The sequence below is a fragment of the Solwaraspora sp. WMMD1047 genome, assembly GCF_029626155.1.
Taxonomy (GTDB): Bacteria; Actinomycetota; Actinomycetes; order Mycobacteriales; family Micromonosporaceae; genus WMMD1047.
This window is the reverse complement of record NZ_JARUBL010000001.1, coordinates 1,312,605-1,334,254: the sequence shown is the minus strand read 5'-3', so window position 1 is coordinate 1,334,254 and position 21,650 is coordinate 1,312,605. Positions and strand designations below refer to the sequence as shown.

The 21,650-nt window shown below is 71.6% G+C and carries 17 protein-coding genes; 6 read left to right on the top strand and 11 right to left on the bottom strand.

What is annotated here, in order from left to right; all coding sequences use genetic code 11:
* Window positions 1-38: 38 nt before the first annotated feature.
* The 4 genes from O7627_RS06160 to O7627_RS06145 all read right to left on the bottom strand — a co-directional run bounded on the left by O7627_RS06160 (window position 39) and on the right by O7627_RS06145 (window position 6,401).
* Window positions 39-1,454: an O-antigen ligase family protein gene (locus tag O7627_RS06160; protein ID WP_278092528.1), complete on the bottom strand. Its 1,416-nt coding sequence runs from the start codon at window positions 1,452-1,454 to the stop codon at window positions 39-41.
* Window positions 1,451-2,515, bottom strand: coding sequence for a hypothetical protein (locus tag O7627_RS06155; protein ID WP_278092527.1), 1,065 nt, complete (start codon window positions 2,513-2,515; stop codon window positions 1,451-1,453). Before O7627_RS06155 ends, O7627_RS06160 begins: the two co-directional genes overlap by 4 nt.
* Window positions 2,516-3,103: 588 nt before the next feature.
* Window positions 3,104-5,047, bottom strand: coding sequence for a DUF4082 domain-containing protein (locus O7627_RS06150; RefSeq protein WP_278092526.1), 1,944 nt, complete (start codon window positions 5,045-5,047; stop codon window positions 3,104-3,106).
* Window positions 5,048-5,516: 469 nt separating this feature from the next.
* Window positions 5,517-6,401, bottom strand: a complete 885-nt coding sequence (locus tag O7627_RS06145) for a glycosyltransferase (RefSeq protein WP_278098178.1) — start codon at window positions 6,399-6,401, stop codon at window positions 5,517-5,519.
* A 359-nt stretch (window positions 6,402-6,760) separates the two neighbouring features.
* On the opposite strand from O7627_RS06145, the gene O7627_RS06140 reads away from it, so the two are divergent.
* On the top strand, window positions 6,761-7,534 hold the full coding sequence (locus tag O7627_RS06140) for a WecB/TagA/CpsF family glycosyltransferase (RefSeq protein WP_278092525.1): 774 nt from the start codon (window positions 6,761-6,763) through the stop codon (window positions 7,532-7,534).
* Window positions 7,531-8,523 (top strand): glycosyltransferase family 2 protein, encoded by a 993-nt coding sequence (locus tag O7627_RS06135; protein WP_278092524.1) that lies wholly within the window; start codon window positions 7,531-7,533, stop codon window positions 8,521-8,523. Before O7627_RS06140 ends, O7627_RS06135 begins: the two co-directional genes overlap by 4 nt.
* A 40-nt stretch (window positions 8,524-8,563) precedes the next feature.
* Here the strand turns inward: O7627_RS06135 and O7627_RS06130 are convergent, their stop codons facing one another.
* From O7627_RS06130 to O7627_RS06120, 3 genes are all read right to left on the bottom strand, one after another.
* Window positions 8,564-10,030: a sugar transferase gene (locus O7627_RS06130; protein WP_278098177.1), complete on the bottom strand. Its 1,467-nt coding sequence runs from the start codon at window positions 10,028-10,030 to the stop codon at window positions 8,564-8,566.
* A gap of 282 nt (window positions 10,031-10,312) precedes the next feature.
* Window positions 10,313-12,016, bottom strand: a complete 1,704-nt coding sequence (locus O7627_RS06125) for a VWA domain-containing protein (protein WP_278092523.1) — start codon at window positions 12,014-12,016, stop codon at window positions 10,313-10,315.
* A gap of 269 nt (window positions 12,017-12,285) precedes the next feature.
* Window positions 12,286-13,335, bottom strand: a complete 1,050-nt coding sequence (locus O7627_RS06120) for a lactonase family protein (protein ID WP_278092522.1) — start codon at window positions 13,333-13,335, stop codon at window positions 12,286-12,288.
* Window positions 13,336-13,457: 122 nt separating this feature from the next.
* Between O7627_RS06120 and O7627_RS06115 the strand changes: the two genes are divergently transcribed.
* From O7627_RS06115 to O7627_RS06100, 4 genes are read left to right on the top strand one after another with little or no spacing between them, the layout of a single operon-like run.
* A complete protein-coding gene (locus O7627_RS06115; RefSeq protein ID WP_278092521.1) occupies window positions 13,458-14,174 on the top strand; it encodes a GntR family transcriptional regulator in 717 nt (238 codons plus the stop codon).
* 4 nt (window positions 14,175-14,178) lie between these two features.
* Entirely contained in the window at window positions 14,179-14,928 is a 750-nt protein-coding gene (locus tag O7627_RS06110; protein ID WP_278092520.1) for a (Fe-S)-binding protein, read from the top strand.
* Complete coding sequence (locus O7627_RS06105; RefSeq protein WP_278092519.1) at window positions 14,925-16,565, top strand: lactate utilization protein B; 1,641 nt, start codon at window positions 14,925-14,927, stop codon at window positions 16,563-16,565. Before O7627_RS06110 ends, O7627_RS06105 begins: the two co-directional genes overlap by 4 nt.
* The gene (locus O7627_RS06100; protein ID WP_278092518.1) at window positions 16,552-17,322 is read left to right on the top strand and encodes an LUD domain-containing protein; all 771 of its coding nucleotides are present in this window, start codon (window positions 16,552-16,554) and stop codon (window positions 17,320-17,322) included. The genes O7627_RS06105 and O7627_RS06100 overlap by 14 nt, the downstream gene beginning before the upstream one ends.
* A 12-nt stretch (window positions 17,323-17,334) precedes the next feature.
* Here O7627_RS06100 and O7627_RS06095 read toward each other — a convergent pair whose 3' ends face one another.
* From O7627_RS06095 to O7627_RS06080, 4 genes are read right to left on the bottom strand one after another with little or no spacing between them, the layout of a single operon-like run.
* Entirely contained in the window at window positions 17,335-17,940 is a 606-nt protein-coding gene (locus O7627_RS06095; RefSeq protein ID WP_278092517.1) for an ATP/GTP-binding protein, read from the bottom strand.
* The gene (locus tag O7627_RS06090; protein WP_278092516.1) at window positions 17,921-18,310 is read right to left on the bottom strand and encodes a DUF742 domain-containing protein; all 390 of its coding nucleotides are present in this window, start codon (window positions 18,308-18,310) and stop codon (window positions 17,921-17,923) included. The genes O7627_RS06095 and O7627_RS06090 overlap by 20 nt, the downstream gene beginning before the upstream one ends.
* Window positions 18,300-18,722 carry a roadblock/LC7 domain-containing protein gene (locus O7627_RS06085; protein WP_278092515.1) on the bottom strand — a complete coding sequence of 141 codons (423 nt, stop codon included), beginning with the start codon at window positions 18,720-18,722 and terminating at the stop codon, window positions 18,300-18,302. The genes O7627_RS06090 and O7627_RS06085 overlap by 11 nt, the downstream gene beginning before the upstream one ends.
* Window positions 18,722-21,406, bottom strand: coding sequence for a nitrate- and nitrite sensing domain-containing protein (locus tag O7627_RS06080; protein ID WP_278092514.1), 2,685 nt, complete (start codon window positions 21,404-21,406; stop codon window positions 18,722-18,724). The genes O7627_RS06085 and O7627_RS06080 overlap by 1 nt, the downstream gene beginning before the upstream one ends.
* Between the last annotated feature and the right edge of the window lie 244 nt (window positions 21,407-21,650).

Sequence of the window (21,650 nt, the reverse complement as noted above, 5' to 3'; positions counted from 1 at the left end):
CCACCCTTCGGGCATGCCGGGGATCCGTTGGGTCGTGGTCAGCCGCGCACCATCTGTGAACGGTCGTCAAACGATGCCGGGTCGCTTTCGAACCACCGAGGTGTTGAGGTCCGAACCGTTAGGGCAGGGTGAGTAAGACGCCACACTGCGCCACATAGACCAACCATGAATGACAGCACGGTGGCGTAGGTGCTGAAGCTCAACGAGTCGAACGTGAAGCCGGCGACGATGGCCACGACCTGCGCCGCGATGAGGATCGTGCAGAGGTGCCGCTCGCGCTCGCCGGCGACCCGCCGACGGGCGATCAGCGCCAGACTGAGGGCTGTCAGATGAAGCCCGGCGAGGACCGCAACGCCGACCAGACCATTCGTGAGGGCGAAGGCGAACCACTGGTTGTCGAGATACTGATATTGCGGAGAAACCCACGTTCCGGTACCGCGACCAAACCAGGGACGCTGACTGAAATAGTAGCCGACCATTTCGTACCGCTCCGTCCGAGAAGTGATGCTCGGATCGGAACTGGCACCGAGAAACATCGTCGAAATGGTGCTCACCAGAGCTGGTTTCGCCACCACCATGCCGGCCAGCAATGCGCCGCCGATCGCCATCATGTTGTAGCGGAGTCGCCACCCCCACGTCGGCATCAGAATCAGCAGCACGATGGCGAGGGAGAGGAATCCGGTCCGGGACATGGTCGCCGGAATCGCGGCCGCGATCAGGAAGGCGGAGATGGCGAAGATCTGGCGGCCCAGGGAGCTGGCGGCGAACCTGGCGAAGTGGATGGCGAACGGCAGCGCGGTGGCCATCAAAACGCTGAACTCGATGTAATGGAAGGTGGTGCTGGGGACCCGGACCCCGCCACCCCGGACCTCCAGGCCGACGATCCAGCCCTTCATCTCCAGGCCGGGCACCCGCATGTACTGGGTGAGGTCGAGGTAGAGAAACGCCTGGATCAGCCCGATCACCGCGACGAAGGCACAGCAGTAGACGAATACCCGGAGCACGCCCTCCAGCCGTTGCCAGTTCGGCATTCCGTCGGCGGTCAACAGGATGACCCCGGCGATGGTGGCGGCGGTGAGCATCCAGCGGTCCGCGGAGTTCATCTCCATGGTGGTGAGCCCACGCATGAAACCGATGGCGTACGAGAGCAGCATCGACAGGAGGAAGGCCAGTACGGCCCAGCGCATCGGCTGCGGACCGGTGAGTACCAGCCGGGAGTTGAGCCGCGCGGTCATCCACCAGAACCACATCAGCAGCGCCACGATCAACGCCGGCCGGGCCAGGTCCGTCATTCCCGGCACGATCAGGTGCGCCGGCAGGAGGGTGAGCAGGCAGATCATGAGCGACAACATGGTTGGCGCATCGAGCAAAGTCAGTCTGCGCCGGGTCACGTAGGTCCGCGCACCGACCCAGGAGGGTTCGAGGTCCGCCGGGTGCAGCCCGGACGGGATCACCTGATCCTGCTCCCGTTCTCGGGCTGCTCGGGTGCCGAGGCGCGCGGGTCGGCGTTGCCCCTCGGGGTCGGCAGGATGATCGTCGCGTCATCGGGCGGCACCACGCCGATGACGGCCGTCTTCTCGATGTCCGAGTCGGGCTCACCCCGGCCGGGGCCGGGTGTCACCGGTACGCCGGACCCGGACGGTGGCGGCGGCCAGGCGCCCGGCGCCGGCATCCCGCTCCAGCGCGCGCCGGACTCCGACTGGCCGGCGGGCTGGCCGGCCGTTCCCGCGGACTGACCGGCGGCCCCGGCTGCGGTTCCCGCGGACGGGGCGGGCGAGCCGCCGTTGACCGGCTGGGCCCGCCCGCCGTTGCCGGACTGGGCCCGACCGCCGTTGACGGGTTGCGCGGACCCGGAGCTACCGGACTGGGCGGGACCGGGGCTGAGGTAGCCCGAGTTGACGTGACCGGAGTTGAGGGGCTGGACCTGGGCGGCGCCGCTGGGTTGCGGTCGCGCCCGCCGCTGGTCCAGCAGGCTGACCCCCTCGGACTCCCGCGGCGTGCCGGTCGGGCCGGCGGGGTCGGCGGCCGGCTTGACCCGCCGCCGCCGCAGCAGCCCGTCGATTCCGATGGTGAGCGCGGCGCTGAGCAGGACCCCGACCCCGCCCACCGCGACCATCGCCCGCTTCACCTTGGAGTTGGCCACCTCGATGTTGTCGCCACGGTCCAGGCGCCGGGCGGTGATGAAGCTCTCCTCGTTCGCCCCGTAGTCGGCCTGCAACGCGTCCATGCTCGCGGAGAGCCGCCGGATGATCTCCTCGGAGGTCTCGGTCGCCTGCTCCTTGCTGTCCGCGATCACCTCGATGGTCATGATCGGCTGCTGGTCGTCCCGCGTGATGATCACATTTTCGCTGAACCCCTCGGCATCCAGCTGCTTGAGCACCGCCTGGTCCTGCACGGTCAGGGCGGCCGCCCGGCTCAGCGAACCGAGGCCCAGCTCCAGCCACGGGTTGCGCGGCCCGCGGGTCGCCTCCGCGCCCTCCTCGACCGACTCTTCGACACTCGTGGGAGGGATCAACTGAACGTAGGAGGTCGAGATATAGTCCGGCTGGACCGAGACACCGGTCCACGCCGCGGCTCCGACGGAGAGCAGCAGCAGTGGCACTGCGATATACCAGCGCCGAAACAGCAGCTTGGTAAGATCCCAAAAGTCCACTGCTGTCCTCTCTCGGGGCGGCGGAGTCAGGTCGCGTCGCCCATACTACTGAGCGGCGAAAACGCGGAGCGGCAACAGGAAGCCGGCCAGGCTGTCGCCAGCCCGCCAGAGTTGCGACCAGTGTCCAGTCGAGGAACCCTCCCCCGCAAGTCCGCCGACGGTCTCCGGACAGCGGCCCGGCACCCCGGCCTCTTCTCCCGTTGACCCGCTGGGCCGGGCGACCACTTCACCGGCCCGGCCGCACCTGAGCGCTCCGGAGCCCGATCCGCGCAGGCCAGAGGCGTGTCGGCCGGCGCGAGGGGCGGTCAACGACGCCGCGGCGGTCGGCTCACCGGCAGGGTCGGCCCGGCCGGGCAGCGCCGCAGGCAAGGCGTACGGCAACGGCGCGGGCCGAATGGACGTCGACCAACGTCCATTCGGCCCGCGAATCCGACCCGATCAACCAATCCGTTACGGAGTGATCTTGTAGATGTGGTATGTGTATTCTGCCGCAAAGTTGTCCTGAATCGCGCCGCCGGAGATCGGTACCGTCCGGTTCTCGAAGAGCACCTCGGCCCGGCTGCCGGCCAACTCCGCCGGCAGGGTCAGCCGGTGCGAACCGGTCGCGGTCTTCGACCCCAGCATGGCGAAGACGTAGAACGACCCGTCCCACGCCTTGAGCATGGTGTCCAGTCCGGCGTTGAACTCCCATGCGTAGGACTGGGTGTTCAGCACCGGCGCCAGCGCGGCGATCCGCTTGTTGAGCTCGGTGACCGCCGGCCGGATGGCCTCTCCGCACCGGTCCCGCAGCACGTGCTGGGAGATGCACGGGCCGCCGAAGTTGTGGTTGAAGTACTGGATGCCGCGGGCCTCGTGGATCAGCGAGCTCATCACCGCACCGGCGATCTGGTTGCCGTTGATCGTCGGCGCGTCATCCTCGGTGAACGGGTGCCCCACCTCGATGAAGGCCCACACCGGCTGACGCTTGCCGTCCATGGCGTCGAGCTCGCGCATCCGCTCCATGGTCAGCCCGTAGTTGGCGGCTCGCCGGCAGTTCCGGCTCGTCACGCCCCGCGACGGGCCCTCGGCCGGCGCGGAGCAGACGTGCGGGTCGGTGTACCAGTAGATGTCGTTGGAGACGACCGAACTGAACCCGTTGACGAACTTGCCCGCGTCGTCGTCCGACTGCCAGAACATCACGCCCTTGCCGTAGTTCGCGTACCGCAGGCCGGTCTCGCCCGCCGGTATCGAGGCCGCCTCGCGCCGCATCACGTCCAGGCCGCAACCCTCGCGGGTGTTGGTGCAGATCGGCCCCTGTCCGGGGTAGTTGCCGGTCCAGGTGCCGTTTCCGGGGCCGCCCCACATGTCCGCCTCGTCGCCGAGGATCCAGCCGACACTCTCGTCGCCGCGGTTCTTGAAGGGCTGCGGAATGATGGCGGACATGCCGTTCCGCCGGATGATCTCGACCTGGGAGTTGTCGGTCAACATCACGTAGGTGTTGAGTCCGACCGCCTTGTCCCGGTCGACATCCTCCTGGCTGAGCACTGATTCGTACCAGACGCCGATCGGGAAGAAGGACGGATCGGTCCAGCCCGACCGCTGGGCCGCCGGGAACGCGCGGTAGTACGACGGCCCGCCCTCCCAGGGCACCCGGGGCAGCGGCAGCGAAACGGGACGGCCCGAGGTTGCCGTCGGCGCGGGGGTCGGCGACGCGGTGGGCGACGCGCCGGGGGTGGCGCTTGGCGTACCGGCCGGTGGCGTGGTCGGTGGCGCGGTGGGCTCGTCGGCCGCCGGCTTGAAGACGACGTCCACCCAGTAGTTGCTGGCCCGGTAGACCTCGGTCGGGAACCCGCCACCGCCGTACGCGTAGACCCCGGCGGCGCCCACCGTGCTGAGCGGTCCCGCCGTGACCGGCCGCCGGGTGAAGAAGTTCTCGGCCACCCGGTAGCGGCTGGTGTGGTACGAGACGACGTACTGCTGACCGGCCTCGATCCGGACCGGCTCGGCCAGTTCGACCTGCTGCCAGCCGGACTGCGACTCACCACTCGACGTGCCGCTCGCCAGCCGGCGACCGTCGCCGGACCAGACCGTGACGGGATGGCTGCCCCGGTCACCGCGGGCCTTGAGGAACCGGACCGCGGTCAGCGAGCCCGGTCCGTCCGCCTCGAAGCGCAGTCCGAGCTCGACGGGGCTGGTATCCGGATCGGTCGTCACCCGGGAGACGTCGGTGTCGGCGAAGAACGAATAGGTGTCCGCCGAGGCGCCGTCGGCGAACGCCGTCACCACAGCGGTTCCGGCCAGCAGGCTCACCGCGGTCGAGACGACGAAGACGAGCCGACCCCGCCGGGGGCCGTAGCGCCGGTGGGAACCGTGCCACCAGCGGGGGCGGGATGCTGCCGGCGGCGAATCGGACAATGAGTTTCGTCGGGATGGGTGTCTCTTGGGAGATTGCTGGCTATCCACGAGTTTCTGACCCTTCAGCGTCAGGTGCCTGCTAACCCACCCCGACAATGAAGACGGGGTGGAACCTCCCCAGTTCGGATGCGTTGGCACGAAACAGTCACTACGTGCCACTCGCCGCGGCTGACGGTACCGCAGAGAACAATGGTCCCCAAGATACTTAAGAGACTCGTAAGGCAGTGCCGGAGTTCGCCGACTTCCGTGCCCGAGAGGTGAAAGAGATTCGACAAAAGTGCGGTTCGGGTGAGGTGTTGGCGACATCGCCGACCAGTGCCTCAAGCGTAGCAATCAGATCGGAACGGACCAAACGCCGCGGGCACCGCAGTGTGCAATTCAGCCGTCCCGGACCACAAAGGGTCGAGATCGGACATGGCACAAAAGCACCGGAAGAATTGATCGTGAACCGCGAATATCGACGGCGGGACTACGCTTCGGAGGGCGCGGACCGACCCCAGCCGGACCGGACGTTCCAGTCCGGGGCCCGGCGCCGACGCTCGGCGAGCAGCACCACCGCGACGTAGCAGACCGCGGCCGGCAACAACCACGGCGCCCGCAGCAAGACGTCCCGCAGCCAGGACCAGGCGCTGGGTCCGGGCACCGGGTCGGCCGGCAGGTCGTAGCCGGGTGGGGTGGCCGCCACGAAGCGCCAGAACTCGTCGTTGCCGTCGCGGGACCGGGCGACCCGCCGGATCAGGTCGTCGAGCCGCCGGGGCGCCCGCACCCGGACCGGGTCGTCGATCTCGACCTTCTCGTCGGCGGCCACCACCGCATCGAGGAACATGTCGTCGGCGGTGATGTCGGGGAAGCGGTCGAACCGCTGCCGCGCGGTGCGCGAGATGGCGATCACACCCCGGCCGAAGAGCCGGCCACGGAACACCGGCAGCCGCGCGTTTATCGCGTAGAAGGCCCGCACCGGCCAACCGCTCCCGCTGACGTCGATCTCAGGATGCGGAACAGCGGCCTCCACCCCGGGCCGCTCCACGGCGGCCGCCAGCCGCCGCAGCACCCCCGCGTCGACCCGACTGTCGGCATCTTGATAGATCAGCACCGATCCCGTGGCGATTGGGTCGGCGGCGTTCAACGCCGCCGGCTTCGACGCCTCGGCCACCTCGACCACCTGTACGCCGAAGGAGCGCGCGATCTGGACGGTGTCGTCCGTGCAGCCGTTGGCAGCCACGATGACCTGCAGGTCTGTCCCGAAAAGCGGTGATTCGGTCATCGCGCGCAAGGTGTCGCCAATGCCGACACCTTCATTGAAAGCCGGCATGATTACGCTGATCCTTGCCTCACCGGGAAGGATCTCCGTCACACCAGAAACGATCTCTTCGCGGTCGATGCCGGCCTTTTCGCGGTCGATGCCGGACTCCTCGTCGCCATTGAACTGCACGCGGCCATGCTGCCAGCCGATCCAGGCTACCTCAACCAGTCAAAAGGGCGGAGCCCCACCGCACCCGGTCCGGCCGAAGCTGTCCGTTCGTGGCCTTGCCGCCGAAACCCGCCCGGGTAATGTCATTCGCTGTGCGCCTGCCTCAGGAAACCGTTGCCCCACACCAAAAGCGCGTCTCACTATGTGGAGTCGGATTCGATCCTGTCTATGAGCAGGATGTCGTCCGACACGTCGTCACCGCATTGTCGGCCGGGCACGGCGGACAGATAATAACCCCCAATGTGGACATTCTCCGTCGAGTCCGGCGGGACGCGGAGGCGCATCAGCACGTCGCCTCCTCGACGATCGTGGTCGCCGACGGCAAGCCGCTCATCTGGGCGAGCCGGCTGGCCGGTGACCCGCTACCGGCCCGGGTGCCCGGTTCCGACCTGATCTGGAGCCTCAGCGGCGCCCTCGCCGAGCAGCAGCGCTCGATCTACCTGCTCGGCGGTGAACCGGGCACGGCGGCCCAGGCCGAAGAGGTACTGCGCAGGACCTTCCCCGGGCTCACCGTGGCCGGGCGGATGAGCCCACCGTTCGGCTTCGACACCCGGCCCGACCAGATGACGGCGATCTGCGCCGAGGTCGCCCGGGCCCGCCCGGATCTGGTCTTCGTCGGCCTCGGGTTCCCCAAGCAGGAACGGCTGATCGCCCGGCTCCGCCCGCTGCTGCCCAATGCCTGGTTCATGGGCTGCGGCGCGGCGATCGGCTTCGTGGCCGGGGTGCACCGACGGGCCCCGCTCTGGATGCAGCGAACCGGGTTGGAATGGGCGCACCGGCTGATCGCCGAGCCCCGCCGGCTCGCCCGCCGGTACCTGCTGCACGACGTACCGTTCGCGGTCCGGCTGCTCACCGAGAGCCTGCAGACCCGGTGGGGCCAGGCGCCGCCCCCGCCACCGCCCCCGCTCACCAGACCACCCATCTCCCCGCTGCCCCGACAGCGGCGGGCCGCACCGACGGCCGGCGCCGAGGCCGCCGACGACCGGTCCGAGGCCCGGCCGGGAGAGTCGCGATGAACCGGCCGGACGCCTCGGTGGTGATCGTCTCGTACAACACCCGCGAACTGACCCTGAACTGCCTGCGGTCACTACTGGCCAGCCGGACGCCGGACGTGACCTTCGACGTGACCGTCGTCGACAACGCGTCGGCCGACGATTCGGCCGGGGCCATCGCCGCCGCCTTCCCGGAGGTCCGACTGATCCGGCTGGCCGAGAACGTGGGGTGGGGCCGGGCGGTGAACCGGGGCGCGGTCGCCAGCACCGGCGAGTACCTGCTGCTGCTCAACCCGGACACCACGCCGGTCGGGCACCCGGTGACCGAGCTGGTCATCTTCGCCGGGCAGCACCCGGGACACGGCCTCTACACCGGTCGCACCCTGAACCCCGACGGTACGGACGACACCTACTCCTGCTGGGGTCTACCGACGCTGTGGAGCCAGTTCACCTTCGCCAGCGGACTCTCCACCGCCTTCCCCGGGCGGCGGTGGGCCAACCCGGAAGGGCTGCCCGACTACGACCGGCGCAGCGTACGCGAGGTGCCCGCCGTCTCCGGCTGCCTGATGTTCGTGACCCGCGAGCTCTTCAACCGGCTCGGCGGATTCGACCCGCAGTACTTCCTCTACAGCGACGACATCGACATCTGCGCCCGGGCCGGCGCCGCCGGGGCCCGACCGCTGCTCAACCCCGGTACGGCGGTGATGCACGTCGGTGGGGCCTCGTCCAGCTCCGAGGGGCAGCGGGTGAAGATCCTCCGGGGTAAGGCGACCTACCTGCGTCGGCACTGGTCGGCGCCGCGGGCCCGGCTCGGACTGGGCCTGCTCGCCGCCGGGGTGGGGCTGCGGGCGCTGGGGCAGCGCGTGCTGGGGCGCGGCCGGGCGCGCGGCGTGGACTGGAACGTGGTCTGGGCACAGCGCGGGGTCTGGTCCGGCGGCTGGCCGGCCGTGGACGAACCCCGCCCGCCCCTGACCGCCCACACCGAACCCGCGCCGGCCGCCGGCATCGCCTGACGATCGTGCCGCGCTGATCCGTCGGATACCGCCCGGCCGGTCAGTAGGCGCCGCGGCTGCCGAGCACGGCGCCGACCGTCTTCCAGAGGATCGTGAGGTCGGCGGCGAGCGACCAGTTCTCCACGTAGTAGAGGTCCAGCCGGATGCCGTCCTCCCAGCTCAGGTCCGACCGGCCGCTGACCTGCCAGAGGCCGGTCATGCCGGGCTTGACCAGCAGCCGGCGCGCCACGTCACCGTCGTAGCGGGCCACCTCGGACGGCAGCGGCGGGCGCGGCCCGACCAGGCTCATGTGCCCGAACAGCACGTTGGCCAGCTGCGGCAGTTCGTCCACCGACCACCGGCGCAGGAACCGGCCGACCCGGGTGATCCGCGGGTCGTCGCGCATCTTGAACATCAGCCCGTCGGTCTCGTTGCGCGCCGCCAACTCGGCCAGCAGGGCGTCGGCGTTCACCACCATGGTGCGGAACTTGTAGACGCCGAACTCCCGGCCGCCCTGTCCGACCCGGATCTGCCGGAAAATCACCGGCCCCTTGCTGTCCAACTTGATGACCAGGGCGATCAGGAGCAGCACCGGCGAGGCGATGGTGAGGGCGGCCAGCGACAGCGCACGGTCGACGAAGCCCTTGATCAGCTTGCGGGCCCCCCGGAACTCCGGCGCCTCGACGTGGATCAGTGGCAGGCCGGCGACCGGCTGGGTGTGGATCCGCGGCCCGGCCACGTCGGTCAACGCCGGAGCCAGCACCAGATCGATGTCGGTGCCCTCCAACTGCCAGCCGAGCCGGCGCAGCCGGGTGGCGGTGAGCTCGCCGGAGGCGGTGACCGCGACCGTGTCCGCCCCGATCGCCGCCGCGGCGTCCGGGATCGCCCGGAACGAGCCGACCACCGGCACGTCGCCGAGGCGCTGCGGCACCGGCGCGAGCAGCGCGTCCGGGATGCAGGCGCCGACCACCTGGTAGCCGGCGTACGGTTCGCGGCGCAGGGTGTGCACCAGTTCCAGGATGTGTGCGATGTCGCCCACCACCAGCACCCGGCGGGACCAGCCACCGCCCCGGGACCGGGCGCGGTGCAGCAGCTTGCGGGCGCCGAACCGGGCGGTCACCAGGCCGAGGGTGCCGACCGCGAAGGAGATGGCGAGGAAGCCCCGGGAGACGTCCAGGTTGGCCACGTAACCGGTGATGGCGATCGCACCGGCGAGCCGGAGGCTGGCGGAGACCACCCGCCGGTACTCGTCGGCACCGTACCCGAGCACCCGGTCGTCGTAGCAGCGCAGCACCTTGAGGGAGGACAGCCAGGCCAGGACCAGGCCGGGGGCCACGAACAGGTAGAGCACGCCCGAACCGCGCGGTTCGTCGGCGCCGAACCGCAGCAGGTAGCCACAGACCACCGCGAGTCCCAGCACGACCGTGTCCAGGGCGAGCAGGCCACGCACATAGGTGCGCTGCAGCGCCCGGGACGCGCTCCGGGACCCCGCCGGAGTGGACTCCGGGGGTATCGTCGCAGGGCTCAGAAGCGTCGCCGAGGTCACCGGCCCTCCCTCACCTCAGGGGGCAAACCCGGTCAGCCGCCAGCGCTCCCGGAAGAGCGCGGCAACGCCGGGACACGTCAGCATCTTCACCTACTGGCGCCAGCACGCAGAGACTCCGACAGATTACTGTCACTTACCGTTGAGAACGGCATGCGACACGTATCCTCAGCTCTCGGACCGGGACGCCCGCATCCCGCGCCGGTCGCGCGCCCGGCGGTCCAAACTACTCGTCAACCGGTCGCACGCCCGGCGGTCTGTGTCCCGTCAGCGGGTCGCCGGGGGTCGGAGGGCGATCGCCTGCAGGAAGATGTCACCGATCTTGGCCGGGTCCTCGGTGACGAACACCCCACCGCCGGTGACCTTGGTGATGGCCTCCAGCTCGGCCTGGCTCACCCCGTCGCCGATGCCGACGATCACCACCTGGACCGGCCGCTCCGGATCGGCGGCCTTCTTCAGCTCGGCGAGGAGCTGGTCCTGGTCGAGGCCCTCGTTGTCCTCGTTCTGACCGTCGGTGAAGAGCACCACCGAGTTGACCCGGCCGGGTTCCCAGTCCTTCTGCACCGCCAGGTAGGCGGCGAGCGCGGTGTCGTACAGGCCGGTGTTGCCGTTGGGCTTCGGGGAGATGGTCGGCAGGGCCCCCTCCAGCGCGCCGCGCTGGCTGCTCAGCGGACCGATCGGCACGACCTCGCGCCAGTCCCGGTTGCCGACCAGCTCGGTGGAGAAGACCCAGAGGCCGATCGCCCAGGAGTCGTCGAAGAGACCGAGGCCGCGCCGGGCCGCCTCCAGCGTCACCTGCGCCCGGGTGGCGTTCTTGGCCGTCGGCACCTCCCGCAGCATGGAACCGGAGATGTCGATCACGGCGAGCATCCGGCCGGACTGGGTCGCCACCGACCAGCTCGACAGGGCCCGCTCGACGGCGGCCGGGTCCAGCCCGCTGGCGGCGGTGCCACCCGGGTTGGGGGCGGCCGAGGCCGGGGCGGTGCCGGCCGGACTCGGCGCCCCCTGCGGTGCGGTGAAGCCCTCGCCCCAGGTGCCGTCGGGGGCACGCAGTCCGGAGGTGGCCAGCCGGTTGCGGAAGCCCGGGGTGCCGAGCACCTTGAACAGGCCCTCCGCGGCCGACACCTTGGCCGGTTCGGTGCCGGGCATCACCGCGTACGGGTAGTCCAGCGACATCGGCGCGGGTTCGAGGTAGAGCGCGGCGAGGGAGATCGGCGGCCGCTGCTCGTTGTACTTGATGACGTCGACCTCGGACAGCGACGCGGCGCTGAGGCTGGAGGCGATCGAACCAGGGTCCGCCGAGCGGGGGAACCGAGCCATCAGATCCTCCCGCAGCGCGGACCGGCCGGTGGCCAGCGCCCGCAGGGCGGCGGTGGTCGCCTGCTGGGCCTCCGCGCCGGCCGCACCGGCGGCCGCGCCCAGCGAGAGCAGGCCGGACAGGCCCGCCGCGTCCCGGGTCGGCTCGACGATCCCGGTCCGCAGCTTGGTGCCCTTGGTGATCTGCTGGAGCAGGTCGGTCCAGGTCAGTTGCTTGTTGGGCCAACCGACGGTCGCGGCCACCGGCTCCGGCATCGCGACCACCACCGGGCTGCGGGCCACCGAGGCGCCGTTCGCCGGGGCGAATCCGGAGGCCTGCTTGCTGAGCCGCAGCAGCCAGGTGGAGGAGTCCGGCAGCCAGACGTTGGGCAGCACCGCGGTGCCGCTGGCCTGCCCCACGCCGGTCAACGTGACCCCGTGCTGGCCGGCGACGGCCGCCGCCACATCGACCGAGTGCGCCTCGTTCACCTGCACGGCGACGCAGACCCCGTCGACCGCGGCGCCGTCGGCGACCCACTGCTGCGCGGCGGCCTGTACGGCCGGGGCGATCTCGGGAGCGGCGGAGACGGTGAGCGGCACCTGTCCGCTGCAGGCCGGCTCAGAGAGGCGCTGATAGCCGAACCAGGCTCCCGCTACTACGAGTACAAGCGCCATCGCACTCGCGATGGCGCTCGCTCCGCGGAAACCCCTGCGCATGCGATGGCGGCCAGACACGCAGACCATCTTGCGCATTCACAAGCCCAGTTGCCAGGTACTTTCGGTCGAAAGTTACGCAGGAGCAACGGTTTTAGGACTCTCTCTGACACTGGGTAATTGGACGGTGCCGAAACGTCGACAAAATCGCACCGCCTGCCCGGATCACCGCAGAACCCAAAAGCCGGCCAAGATCCGGAAATGAGGGTTGATCGCCGGCAAGGGCGGACTTACCGGTCAGCCGTCGGCAGCACGCAGGTCGGGCTCGGCAGTTCGAGCGGCGCCCCGGCCGGCACCGGCACCCCGGTCTCGGGATCGATGGCGAACCGGGTGACCAGATCGGCGCGCTCCTCCGTCACGTAGAGATGGTTGCCGATGATAGCGAAGTGTCGGGGCCAGTGGCCGCCGGTCGGCACCTCCGCCACCTGCCGGGGCAGCTCGCCGTCGAGGGCGAAGACCGCGATCGTGCCGACACCCCGGTTCGCGACGTAGAGGAACCGGCCGTCCCGCCCGACGGCCACCTCGGACGGCTGCACGTGACCGGACCGGGAGCTGGCCGGCACCCGACCCAGCTCGCGTGCTCCGCCGGCCCCGTCGAGGTGGTAGACCAGCACGGTGGCGGAGAGCTCACCGACCAGATACCAGCGCTGTCCGTCCGGGTGTCGGGCCAGGTGCCGGGGACCGGTGCCGGCCGGCGTCCGGACCGGCTGACCGGATGGCCGCAACCGGCCCGCCACCGGGTCCAGGTCATACCGGTAGACGCGGTCCGTGCCCAGGTCGACCGCCAGCACCGGACCCTGCGCCGGATCCGGCGAGACCTGGTGGGCGTGCGGCCCGGCCTGCCGGTCCGGGTCCACGCCGTGCCCGTCGTGGGTCACCAGGTCGGACCGGTCGCCCGGCACCCCGGCGAGGTCGAGCGGGAACACCGCCACACTGCCGCTGCCGTAGTTGGTCACCAGCAGGTGGCCGCCGTCCGGCGTGACCGCGACGTGACACGGGCTGTCGCCACCGGTCGACCGCTCGCCGAGCGGGCTGAGCTTCCCGTCCGGGCCGACCGCCCAGGCACCGACCGTGCCTTCGGTCACCTCGTTGACGGCGTACAGCACCGGCAGCTCGGGATGGCGGGCGAGAAACGACGGCGACGGGGTGTCCGCCACGGTGCCCAGCGGGGTCAGCGCGCCGCTGGCCGGATCACGCCGGGCGGCCGCGATGCCGGCACCCCGGCCACCGCCGGCCTGGGTGTAGCAGCCGAAATAGACGATGTCCCCGTCGTCGGTCACCCGAGCACCTCCATGTCGTCGCCGTGGTCCACCCCGTCGCCTCGATCCAACCAGAGTTCGGCCCGCCGGGCCGGCCGGCGGCGGTTCCGCCCGGAACGGCGGTTCCTATAGGATCTTCGATCATGCGGGTTACGCTGCGACCGGCGCGCCGGGTCACCCTCGCCGACGACGTGTACGAAGCGCTGCGCGCCCTGCTGATGGACCACGCCGTCGCCCCCGGCGAGCGGGTGAACATCGACGCCCTGGCCCGGCGGCTGGAGGTGTCACCCACCCCGGTACGGGAGGCCCTGGCCCGGCTGGAGGCCGACGGACTGGTACGCAAGCGGCCCCTCGCCGGCTACACCGCGGCTCCCCTGCTCACCCGCGCCGAATTCGAGGAACTGGTCGAGATGCGGTTGATCCTGGAGACCGCCGCCGCCCGGCTGGTCGCCGAACGCGCCGCCGGCGGAGGGCTCGCCGACGAGCCGTCCCGATTGCGCCGGGAGGCCGTCCTGCCCGGCCCCGCACCCACCCCGTCGACCGGACCCACCGGGTTCGCCGCGATCGCCGACTTCACCACGCGGGACGCCCGGTTCCACCACCTGATCGCCGAGCAGTCCGGCAACCGCATGCTGCACGAGGCGGTGGTCCGGCTCCGCGCCCACCTGCACCTGTTCCGACTGCACTTCCCCACCGCCCATTACGGCACCAGCGGCCGGGAACACCTGCTCATCGTGGACGCGATCGCCGCCGGCGAGCCGGCGGCCGCGGCGGCCGCGATGCGCGCCCACCTGCTCGCCGCCCGCGACCGGCACCTGCCGTTCTTCGACCAGACCGCCGCCGGCCGGGCCGGTGGGTGACGGCATGCGGATCGCCCTCTTCATCACCTGCGTCAATGACCTGGTCTTCCCGGCGACCGGCCAGGCGGTGGTGCGCATCCTGGAACGGCTCGGGCACACCGTCGACTTCCCCGTCGAGCAGAGCTGCTGCGGCCAACTGCACGCCAACAGCGGCTACCGCCGGGAGGCGATGCCGCTGGTCCGCCGATTCGTCGAGACCTTCGCCGGCTACGACGCGGTGGTGGCACCGTCCGGGTCCTGCGTGGCGATGGTGCGTGAGTCGTACCCGAGGCTGGCCGGCACCGACGCAGCGCTGGCGGCCGCGGTCGCCGCCGTGGCTCCACGCACCCACGAGCTCTCCGAGCTGCTCGTCGACGTGCTCGGCGTCACCGATGTCGGGGCCAGCTTCCCGCACCGGGTCACCTACCACCCCACCTGTCACGGGCTGCGGATGCTGCGCCTGGCCGACCGGCCGCAGCGGCTGCTGCGCGCGGTACGGGGGTTGGAGCTGGTCGAGCTGCCCGGGGCCGACGAGTGCTGCGGCTTCGGCGGCACGTTCGCGGTCAAGAACGCGCACGTGTCGACCGCGATGCTCACCGACAAGTGCGCGGCGGTGCGGACCACCGGAGCCGACTACCTGGCCGCCGCGGACAACTCCTGCCTGGCCCACCTCGGCGGCGGGCTCGCCCGCTCGGGCGACCGGACCGGGCGGCCGGTGCGCGCGCTGCACTACGCCGAGATCCTGGCGGCCGACGGAACCGGAGCGCCCCCATGACCGGCCACCGCCCCCCATCGCCCGACGCCCGAACCGGACCCGAGGCACGCAGCGGCAACGTGACCGCGCCGCTGCCGTTCCCGGTGGCCGCCCGGCGGGAGCTCGGCAACGCGCAGCTGCGGACCAACCTGCGGCGGGCCACCCACACCATCCGCGACAAGCGGTTGCGGATGGTCGCCGAGGTGCCCGACTGGGCGGAGCTGCGCCGCTCCGGCGCGGCGATCAAGGATGACGTGCTGGCCCGACTCCCCGATCTGCTGGCACAGTTCGAGGCGGCGGCGACCGCGGCCGGCGCCCAGGTGCACTGGGCGCGGGACGCCGCCGAGGCGGCCGCGGTGGTGACCGGACTGGTCGAGCGGACCGGCCGCACCGAGGTGGTCAAGGTCAAGTCGATGGCCACCCAGGAGATCGGCCTCAACGAGGCGCTCGCCGCCGCCGGCATCACCGCCGTCGAGACCGACCTGGCCGAGCTGATCGTGCAGCTCGCCGACGACACCCCGTCGCACATCCTGGTCCCGGCGATCCACTACAACCGGCACCAGATCCGCGACATCTTCGCCGCGAGAATGCCCGGCGTCGACGTGGACGCGCTCACCGACGAACCGGCCGCGCTCGCCGAAGCCGCCCGCCGGCACCTGCGGGCGAAGTTCCTGACGGCAAAGGTCGCCATCTCCGGCGCCAACTTCGCCGTCGCCGAGACCGGCTCCCTGGTGGTGGTGGAATCCGAGGGGAACGGCCGGATGTGTCTGACCCTGCCGGAGACGCTGATCTCGGTGGTCGGCATCGAGAAGCTGGTACCCACCTTCGGCGACCTGGAGGTGTTCCTGCAGTTGCTGCCCCGCTCGTCGACCGGTGAACGGATGAACCCGTACACCTCGGTCTGGACCGGGACCACCCCGGGCGACGGACCCGCCACGGTGCACATCGTGCTGGTGGACAACGGCCGGACCGACACCCGCGCCGACCCGGTCGGCCGGCAGGCGTTGCGCTGCATCCGCTGCTCGGCCTGCCTGAACGTCTGCCCGGTCTACGAGCGGGTCGGCGGGCACGCCTACGGATCGGTCTATCCGGGGCCGATCGGGGCCATCCTCTCCCCGCAGCTGACCGGCCCCGGGGCCGGCGCCAACCGCACCCTGCCGTACGCCTCCACCCTCTGCGGCGCCTGCTTCGACGCCTGCCCGGTCCGGATCGACATCCCCGAGGTTCTCGTCCACCTGCGACAGCGCGGGGTGGATGCCCGCCGGGACCGGCCCTCGGCCGAGCGCACCGCGATGCGGGCGGCGTCCTGGCTGATGCGCGACCGCCGCCGGTACGCCGCCGCGCTGCGCGCCGCCCGCCGGGGCGCCGCCCCGCTCCGGCGGGTCGGCCGGGGCGGCACCATCCGGCGGCTACCCTGGCCGCTGTCCGGCTGGACCACCAGCCGGGACGCCCCGCTACCGGCCGGCGAATCCTTCCGCGAATGGTGGGCCGGCCGAAGCCGACCCGAGACCAACGGTCCCAGCCATGGCCGGACCGTGACCGATGGGTCCGGCCGGAGCCGGACCGAGACCGATGGGTCCGGCCGAAGCCAGACTGAAGCCGATGGGTCGAGCCGAAGCCGGACCGAGACCGATGGGTCCGGCCATGGCCAGGGCTGACCTGGGCGACGGCGGCCGGCGACCGGCCGGCGACTCGGCCCGGGAGGCGATCATGGCGCGGCTGCGGGCCGCCGATCCGGCCGGCGGGCCGGTGCCGGTTCCGGTCCCCCGCGACTACGCCGACCCGACCGACCCGACCGGCCGGACCGACCCGACCGGCCGGACCGACCCGACCGGCCGGACCGACCCGACCACCACACCGGCGCCGGCACCTTCCGGCACCGGCGAGCTGATCGAGCTGCTGACGGATCGGCTGCTCGACTACCGGGCCACCGTCCGCCGCTGCGCTCCCGACACGCTCGCCGGCACGCTCGCCGAACTGCTGACCGGCGTACCGCTGTTGGCGGTGCCGCCCGGGGTGCCGGACGGCTGGCTCACCGCGTACCCGGGCTCGGTGCACCGGGACGGCACGCCGCGCCCCCTGACGGTGGCCGACCTGGACCGGCCGGGGCTCGCCGTGTTGACCGGCTGCGCGGTCGCGATCGCGGCGACCGGGACGCTGATCCTGGCCGCCGGGCCGGACCAGGGCCGCCGGCTGCTCACCCTGGTGCCCGATCGGCACGTCTGTGTGGTCCGCACCGGCCAGATCGTCGCGGGCGTGCCGGCCGCGCTGCGCCGGCTCACCGACCCGACCCGGCCGCTGACCATGGTCTCCGGCCCCTCGGCCACCAGCGACATCGAACTCGACCGGGTCGAGGGGGTGCACGGTCCGCGCCGGCTGGACGTCCTACTTGTCGACGGGCCGGCGGCGCGGTAGCCACCGGCCCGGTCAGCCGACCGGCTGCGGATTCCCCCGCCGCTGCGCGACGTGCTCGACCAGGGCGATGAGGACGTTCTTGCCGGACTGGCGACTGCGCGCGTCGCAGAGCACCACCGGTACGTCCGGGTCCAGGTCAAGTGCCTTGCGGACCGCCTCCGGGCTGAACCGCTGCGCCCCGTCGAAGCAGTTGACTCCGACCACGAACGGGGTGCCGCGCTGCTCGAAGTAGTCCACCGACGGGAAGCAGTCGGCCAGCCGGCGGGTGTCGGCGAGCACCACCGCGCCCAGCGCGCCGAACGCCAACTCGTCCCAGAGGAACCAGAACCGGTCCTGTCCCGGCGTCCCGAACAGGTAGACCTGCAGGTCGTCGTTGATGGTGATCCGACCGAAGTCCATCGCCACGGTGGTGGTGTTCTTGCCCTCCACCCCCGAGATGTCGTCGGTGCCGACTCCGGCGTCGGTGAGCACCTCCTCGGTCTGCAGCGGACGGATCTCGCTGACCGAGCCGACAAGCGTGGTCTTGCCCACCCCGAACCCGCCCGCGATCAGGATCTTCAGGGCCAGCGGCACCCGCACCGCCGTACTGCCGTTGCGATCAGAGCGCACGGAGTCCATTGACCACCGCCTTGAGGATGTCGTCGTGGGGGAACTGCCGCGATGCCGGGGGTTCGTACATCGCGATGAGGTCGGCGGCGAGCAGGTCGCCGAGGAGCACCCGGATCACCCCGACCGCCAGGTTCAGGTGGGAGGCCAGTTCGGCGACGGAGATCGGCTGCTGCGCCGCGTCGATGATCGCCTGGTGTTCCGGGTTGAGCGGCGGACCCGCCGCCCGGTCCCGGGGGGCGGCGGCCACCACGAACGCGACCAGGTCGAAGCCGCCGGCGACCGGCTCCACCCGGCCCCCGGTGACCGCGTACGGTCGGACGACCGGCCCGGCGTCCTCGTCCAGCCAGTCGTGGTGCGGCCCGCCGGCGTCAGCCCGCATCGGCGGGGACAACGGGCGGTCTGGTCGGCGTGGAGAGGAACTCGCCCACCCGGGTGACGAGCATCGCCATCTCGTACGCGACCAGGCCGATGTCCGAATCGGCCGAGCTGAGCACCGCCAGGCAGGCGCCGTTGCCGGCGGCCGTGACGAAGAGGTACGCGGTGTCCATCTCGACGACCGTCTGCCGGACCTGCCCGGCCTGGAAGTGCCGGCTGGCGCCCTTGGCCAGGCTCTGGAAGCCAGATGCCATCGCGGACAGGTGCTCGGCGTCCTCCCGGCTCAGCCCGGCGGAGTTGCCCATCAGCAGCCCGTCGGCGGAGAGCACCACTGCCTGCTGCGCCGGCGGCACCCGCTCGACGAGGTCGTCGAGCAGCCAGTTGAGGTTCGCGACCGGCCTCGGCGTCTGCACCACTACGCATTCCTTCCAGAGTGGGGGGATCCCTCGTCGGTGGCTGGTGCTCCGGTACCGGTACTGGCCGCCGGACCGGGCTGGGTCGTCCGGTTCGATTCGGTCGGCTCCACCGTGGCGTCCCGCCGGCCCCGCGCCGTGCCGGACTGCAGCGCCGCCATCACCGACCGGACCTCCTCCGGGGTGCGGGGCGGCGGCGGCGCTTCGGCGACGACGATCGGAGGGCGCCCGTTGCCGGGCCGCCTCGGCATCTCCTGGGTCGCGCCGGCCCGGCCGGGCGGTCCGGACTGCGGCTTGCGCAGCTGCGGGGCCAGGCTGGTCTGCCGGACCCGGCGCGGCAACCCGTCCTCGCCGATCTGCACCTCGGCCGGCCGACTGGGACCGGCCGGGCCGGCCGGGCCGGATTCGGCCGGGACGGGGCCGGCCGGGACGGGGCCGGCCGGGACGGGCTCTCCGGAGCCGGCCCGGGTCGCGGAAGCCGGACTGGTGGAGTCCCGGTGCGCGGGTCCCTGGACGGCAGGGGCCTGGATCGCGGAGGTTGGAGTCGCGGGGGCCTGGATCGCGGGGGTTTGGATCGCGGGGGTTTGGCTCACGGGGGTCTGAATCACGGGAGGCTGGTTCGGTGGGGTCTGGGCCGCGAGCTGGTCCCCGGTGAGCACGAACTCCACGGTGGAGTCGAGGTCCCGGCCCCGGGGTGGGCCGGGTCGGGCCGTCGGGGCGGCCCCGGCGGCGGCCGGTGAGACACCGGCCGGGCTCGGGCCGAGTGGCAGCGGCGGGCGGCCGGGGAGCGCGAGGGTGCCGGTGCCGGCGACCACGATGTCGGACGGGATCAGGGCCACCGCCGTCACCCCGCCGTAGGCCGACGTCCGTAGCTGGACCTTCACGCCGTGCCGGGCGCCGAGCTGGGCGACGACGAAGAGCCCGAGCCGGGCACTGTTGGTGGGGTCGAACTCCGGCGGGTCGGCCAGTCGCTGGTTCGCCTCGGTCAACGCCTCCGGCGGCATGCCGAGGCCACGGTCCTCGATCTCGATGGCGTACCCGTTGGGCAGCACCTCCCCGGAGACCCTGATCCGGGTGTGCGGCGGGGAGAACGAGGCGGCGTTCTCGATCAGCTCGGCGAGCAGGTGGACCACGTCCCCGACCGCCCGGCCGACCGCCGCGGCCGGCTGCACGGTGGCGATGTCGACCCGGGCGTAGTCCTCGATCTCGGAGATGGCACCCCGGATCACGTCCACCATCGGCACCGGATTGCGCCAGCCCCGGCCGGGTGTGGCGCCAGCGAGGATCACCAGGTCCTCCGCGTGCCGACGCATCCGGGTCGCCAGATGGTCCACCTTGAACAGGTCGGCCAGCTCGTCCGGCTCGGTGGTGCGCCGCTCCATCCGGTCGAGCAGCGCGAGTTGGCGGTGCAGCAGCGTCTGGCTACGCCGGGCGATGTTGAGGAACACGTCGTTGAGTCCCCGCCGGAGGGCGGCCTCGTCGATCGCCGACCGGATGGCGGTCTGCTGGACCTCGCTGAACGCCCGGGCGACCTCGCCGATCTCGTCCCCGCCGTGATCGAGCGCGGGCACCTCCCGGTCGAGGTTCACGTCCTCGCCCCGGCGGAGCCGGCCCACGACGGACGGCAGCCGTTCGGTCGCCGTCTCCTGCGCGGCGGCCCGCAGTCCACTCAGCCGGCGGGCCAACGACCGACCGATCCGGACGGCGATGATCATCGACAGGAGCACCGCCAGGAATCCGAGTACGCCGGCCAGCCCGAGCCGGGCCAGGATCCCGATCGCCACCGGGACGGTCCGCTCGGTGAGTGCCTCCGCGCCGGCCAGCTCGAAGTCGCGCAGCTGCCGCTGGACCGAGTCGTAGCTGCTCTGCCAGGCGCGGGCGTCGACCGGCACCGGAGCACCCGGGCGTCCATTGGCGACCAGCTGCTCCTCCATCGCCCGCAGCCGGACGAACGCGTCGCTCTCGGTCATCCGCTGGTACTCGGCCCGGCCGGCGTCGGGCAGTTCGGCCACCGCGTCCGCGAGCAGGAACCGCTGGGTGCCGATGATCTGGACCAGCTGGGTGTATTCCCCGTCGCCGAACCGCTCGGCGGTGAACGACCCGGCCAGCAGGGCATCGGTCTGCCCGAGCACCTCCCGGGCGCGGCCCAGCGCGGTGAGGGCGCGGGCCTCCCGGTTGAGCGACTCGTCGGGCAGGGCGAGCATCGCGGAGAAGGTCCGGAACGCAGTGTCGATCATGCCACTGTAGAGACCGATGGCGCCTGCGGCGTCCATGTCCCGGCGGTCGATGAAGCCCCGGCCCGCCGACAGCGCGTCCAGCGCGGTGTAGGTCTGGGCGAGCCGGACGGAGACCAGGCCGGTCGCCACGTCGGTCAGCTCCTCGCCGGTGGTCCGGCGGCGGAACTCGGTGATCGCCGCGTCGGTGCGGACCCGCTGCTCGGCCAGCTCGGTGGTGTTGTCCCGACCGGCCAGGTAGATGGTGGACAGCCGGCGTTCACGCTGCAGTTCGGCCACCATGGCCTCGCCGGGCTTGCCCAGCTCGTCCAAGAGCGTCTGGGCCGCCAACAGGCTCGACGCCGGGCCGACCGTCAATGTCGTCGCGAAGATCCACAACGCCAGCAGCGCTGCGATCGGAGCGGCGACCAGCGCGACGATCTTCGAGCGGATCGGCCAGTTGCGGGTGTTCATCAGACCTCGCCCGAGGGGGTGCGGCAGGGAGGCACGCGAGGCCCGGCGCGACCTCGGTTCTCACCCGGAGTCGCGGTCACGGGACCGACAGCTCCGGCCGAGTCTCGGTCGCGGGCTCGCACGCCTCCGGCAGGATACGTAATCACGGGCCCATGCACTACCGGGTGATCGCGACCGAATGCCCGGTCTGGGCGATCGCCGCAGGTCACGAGGTTGATCGATGGCTGGAAAGGGCTCACCTGAC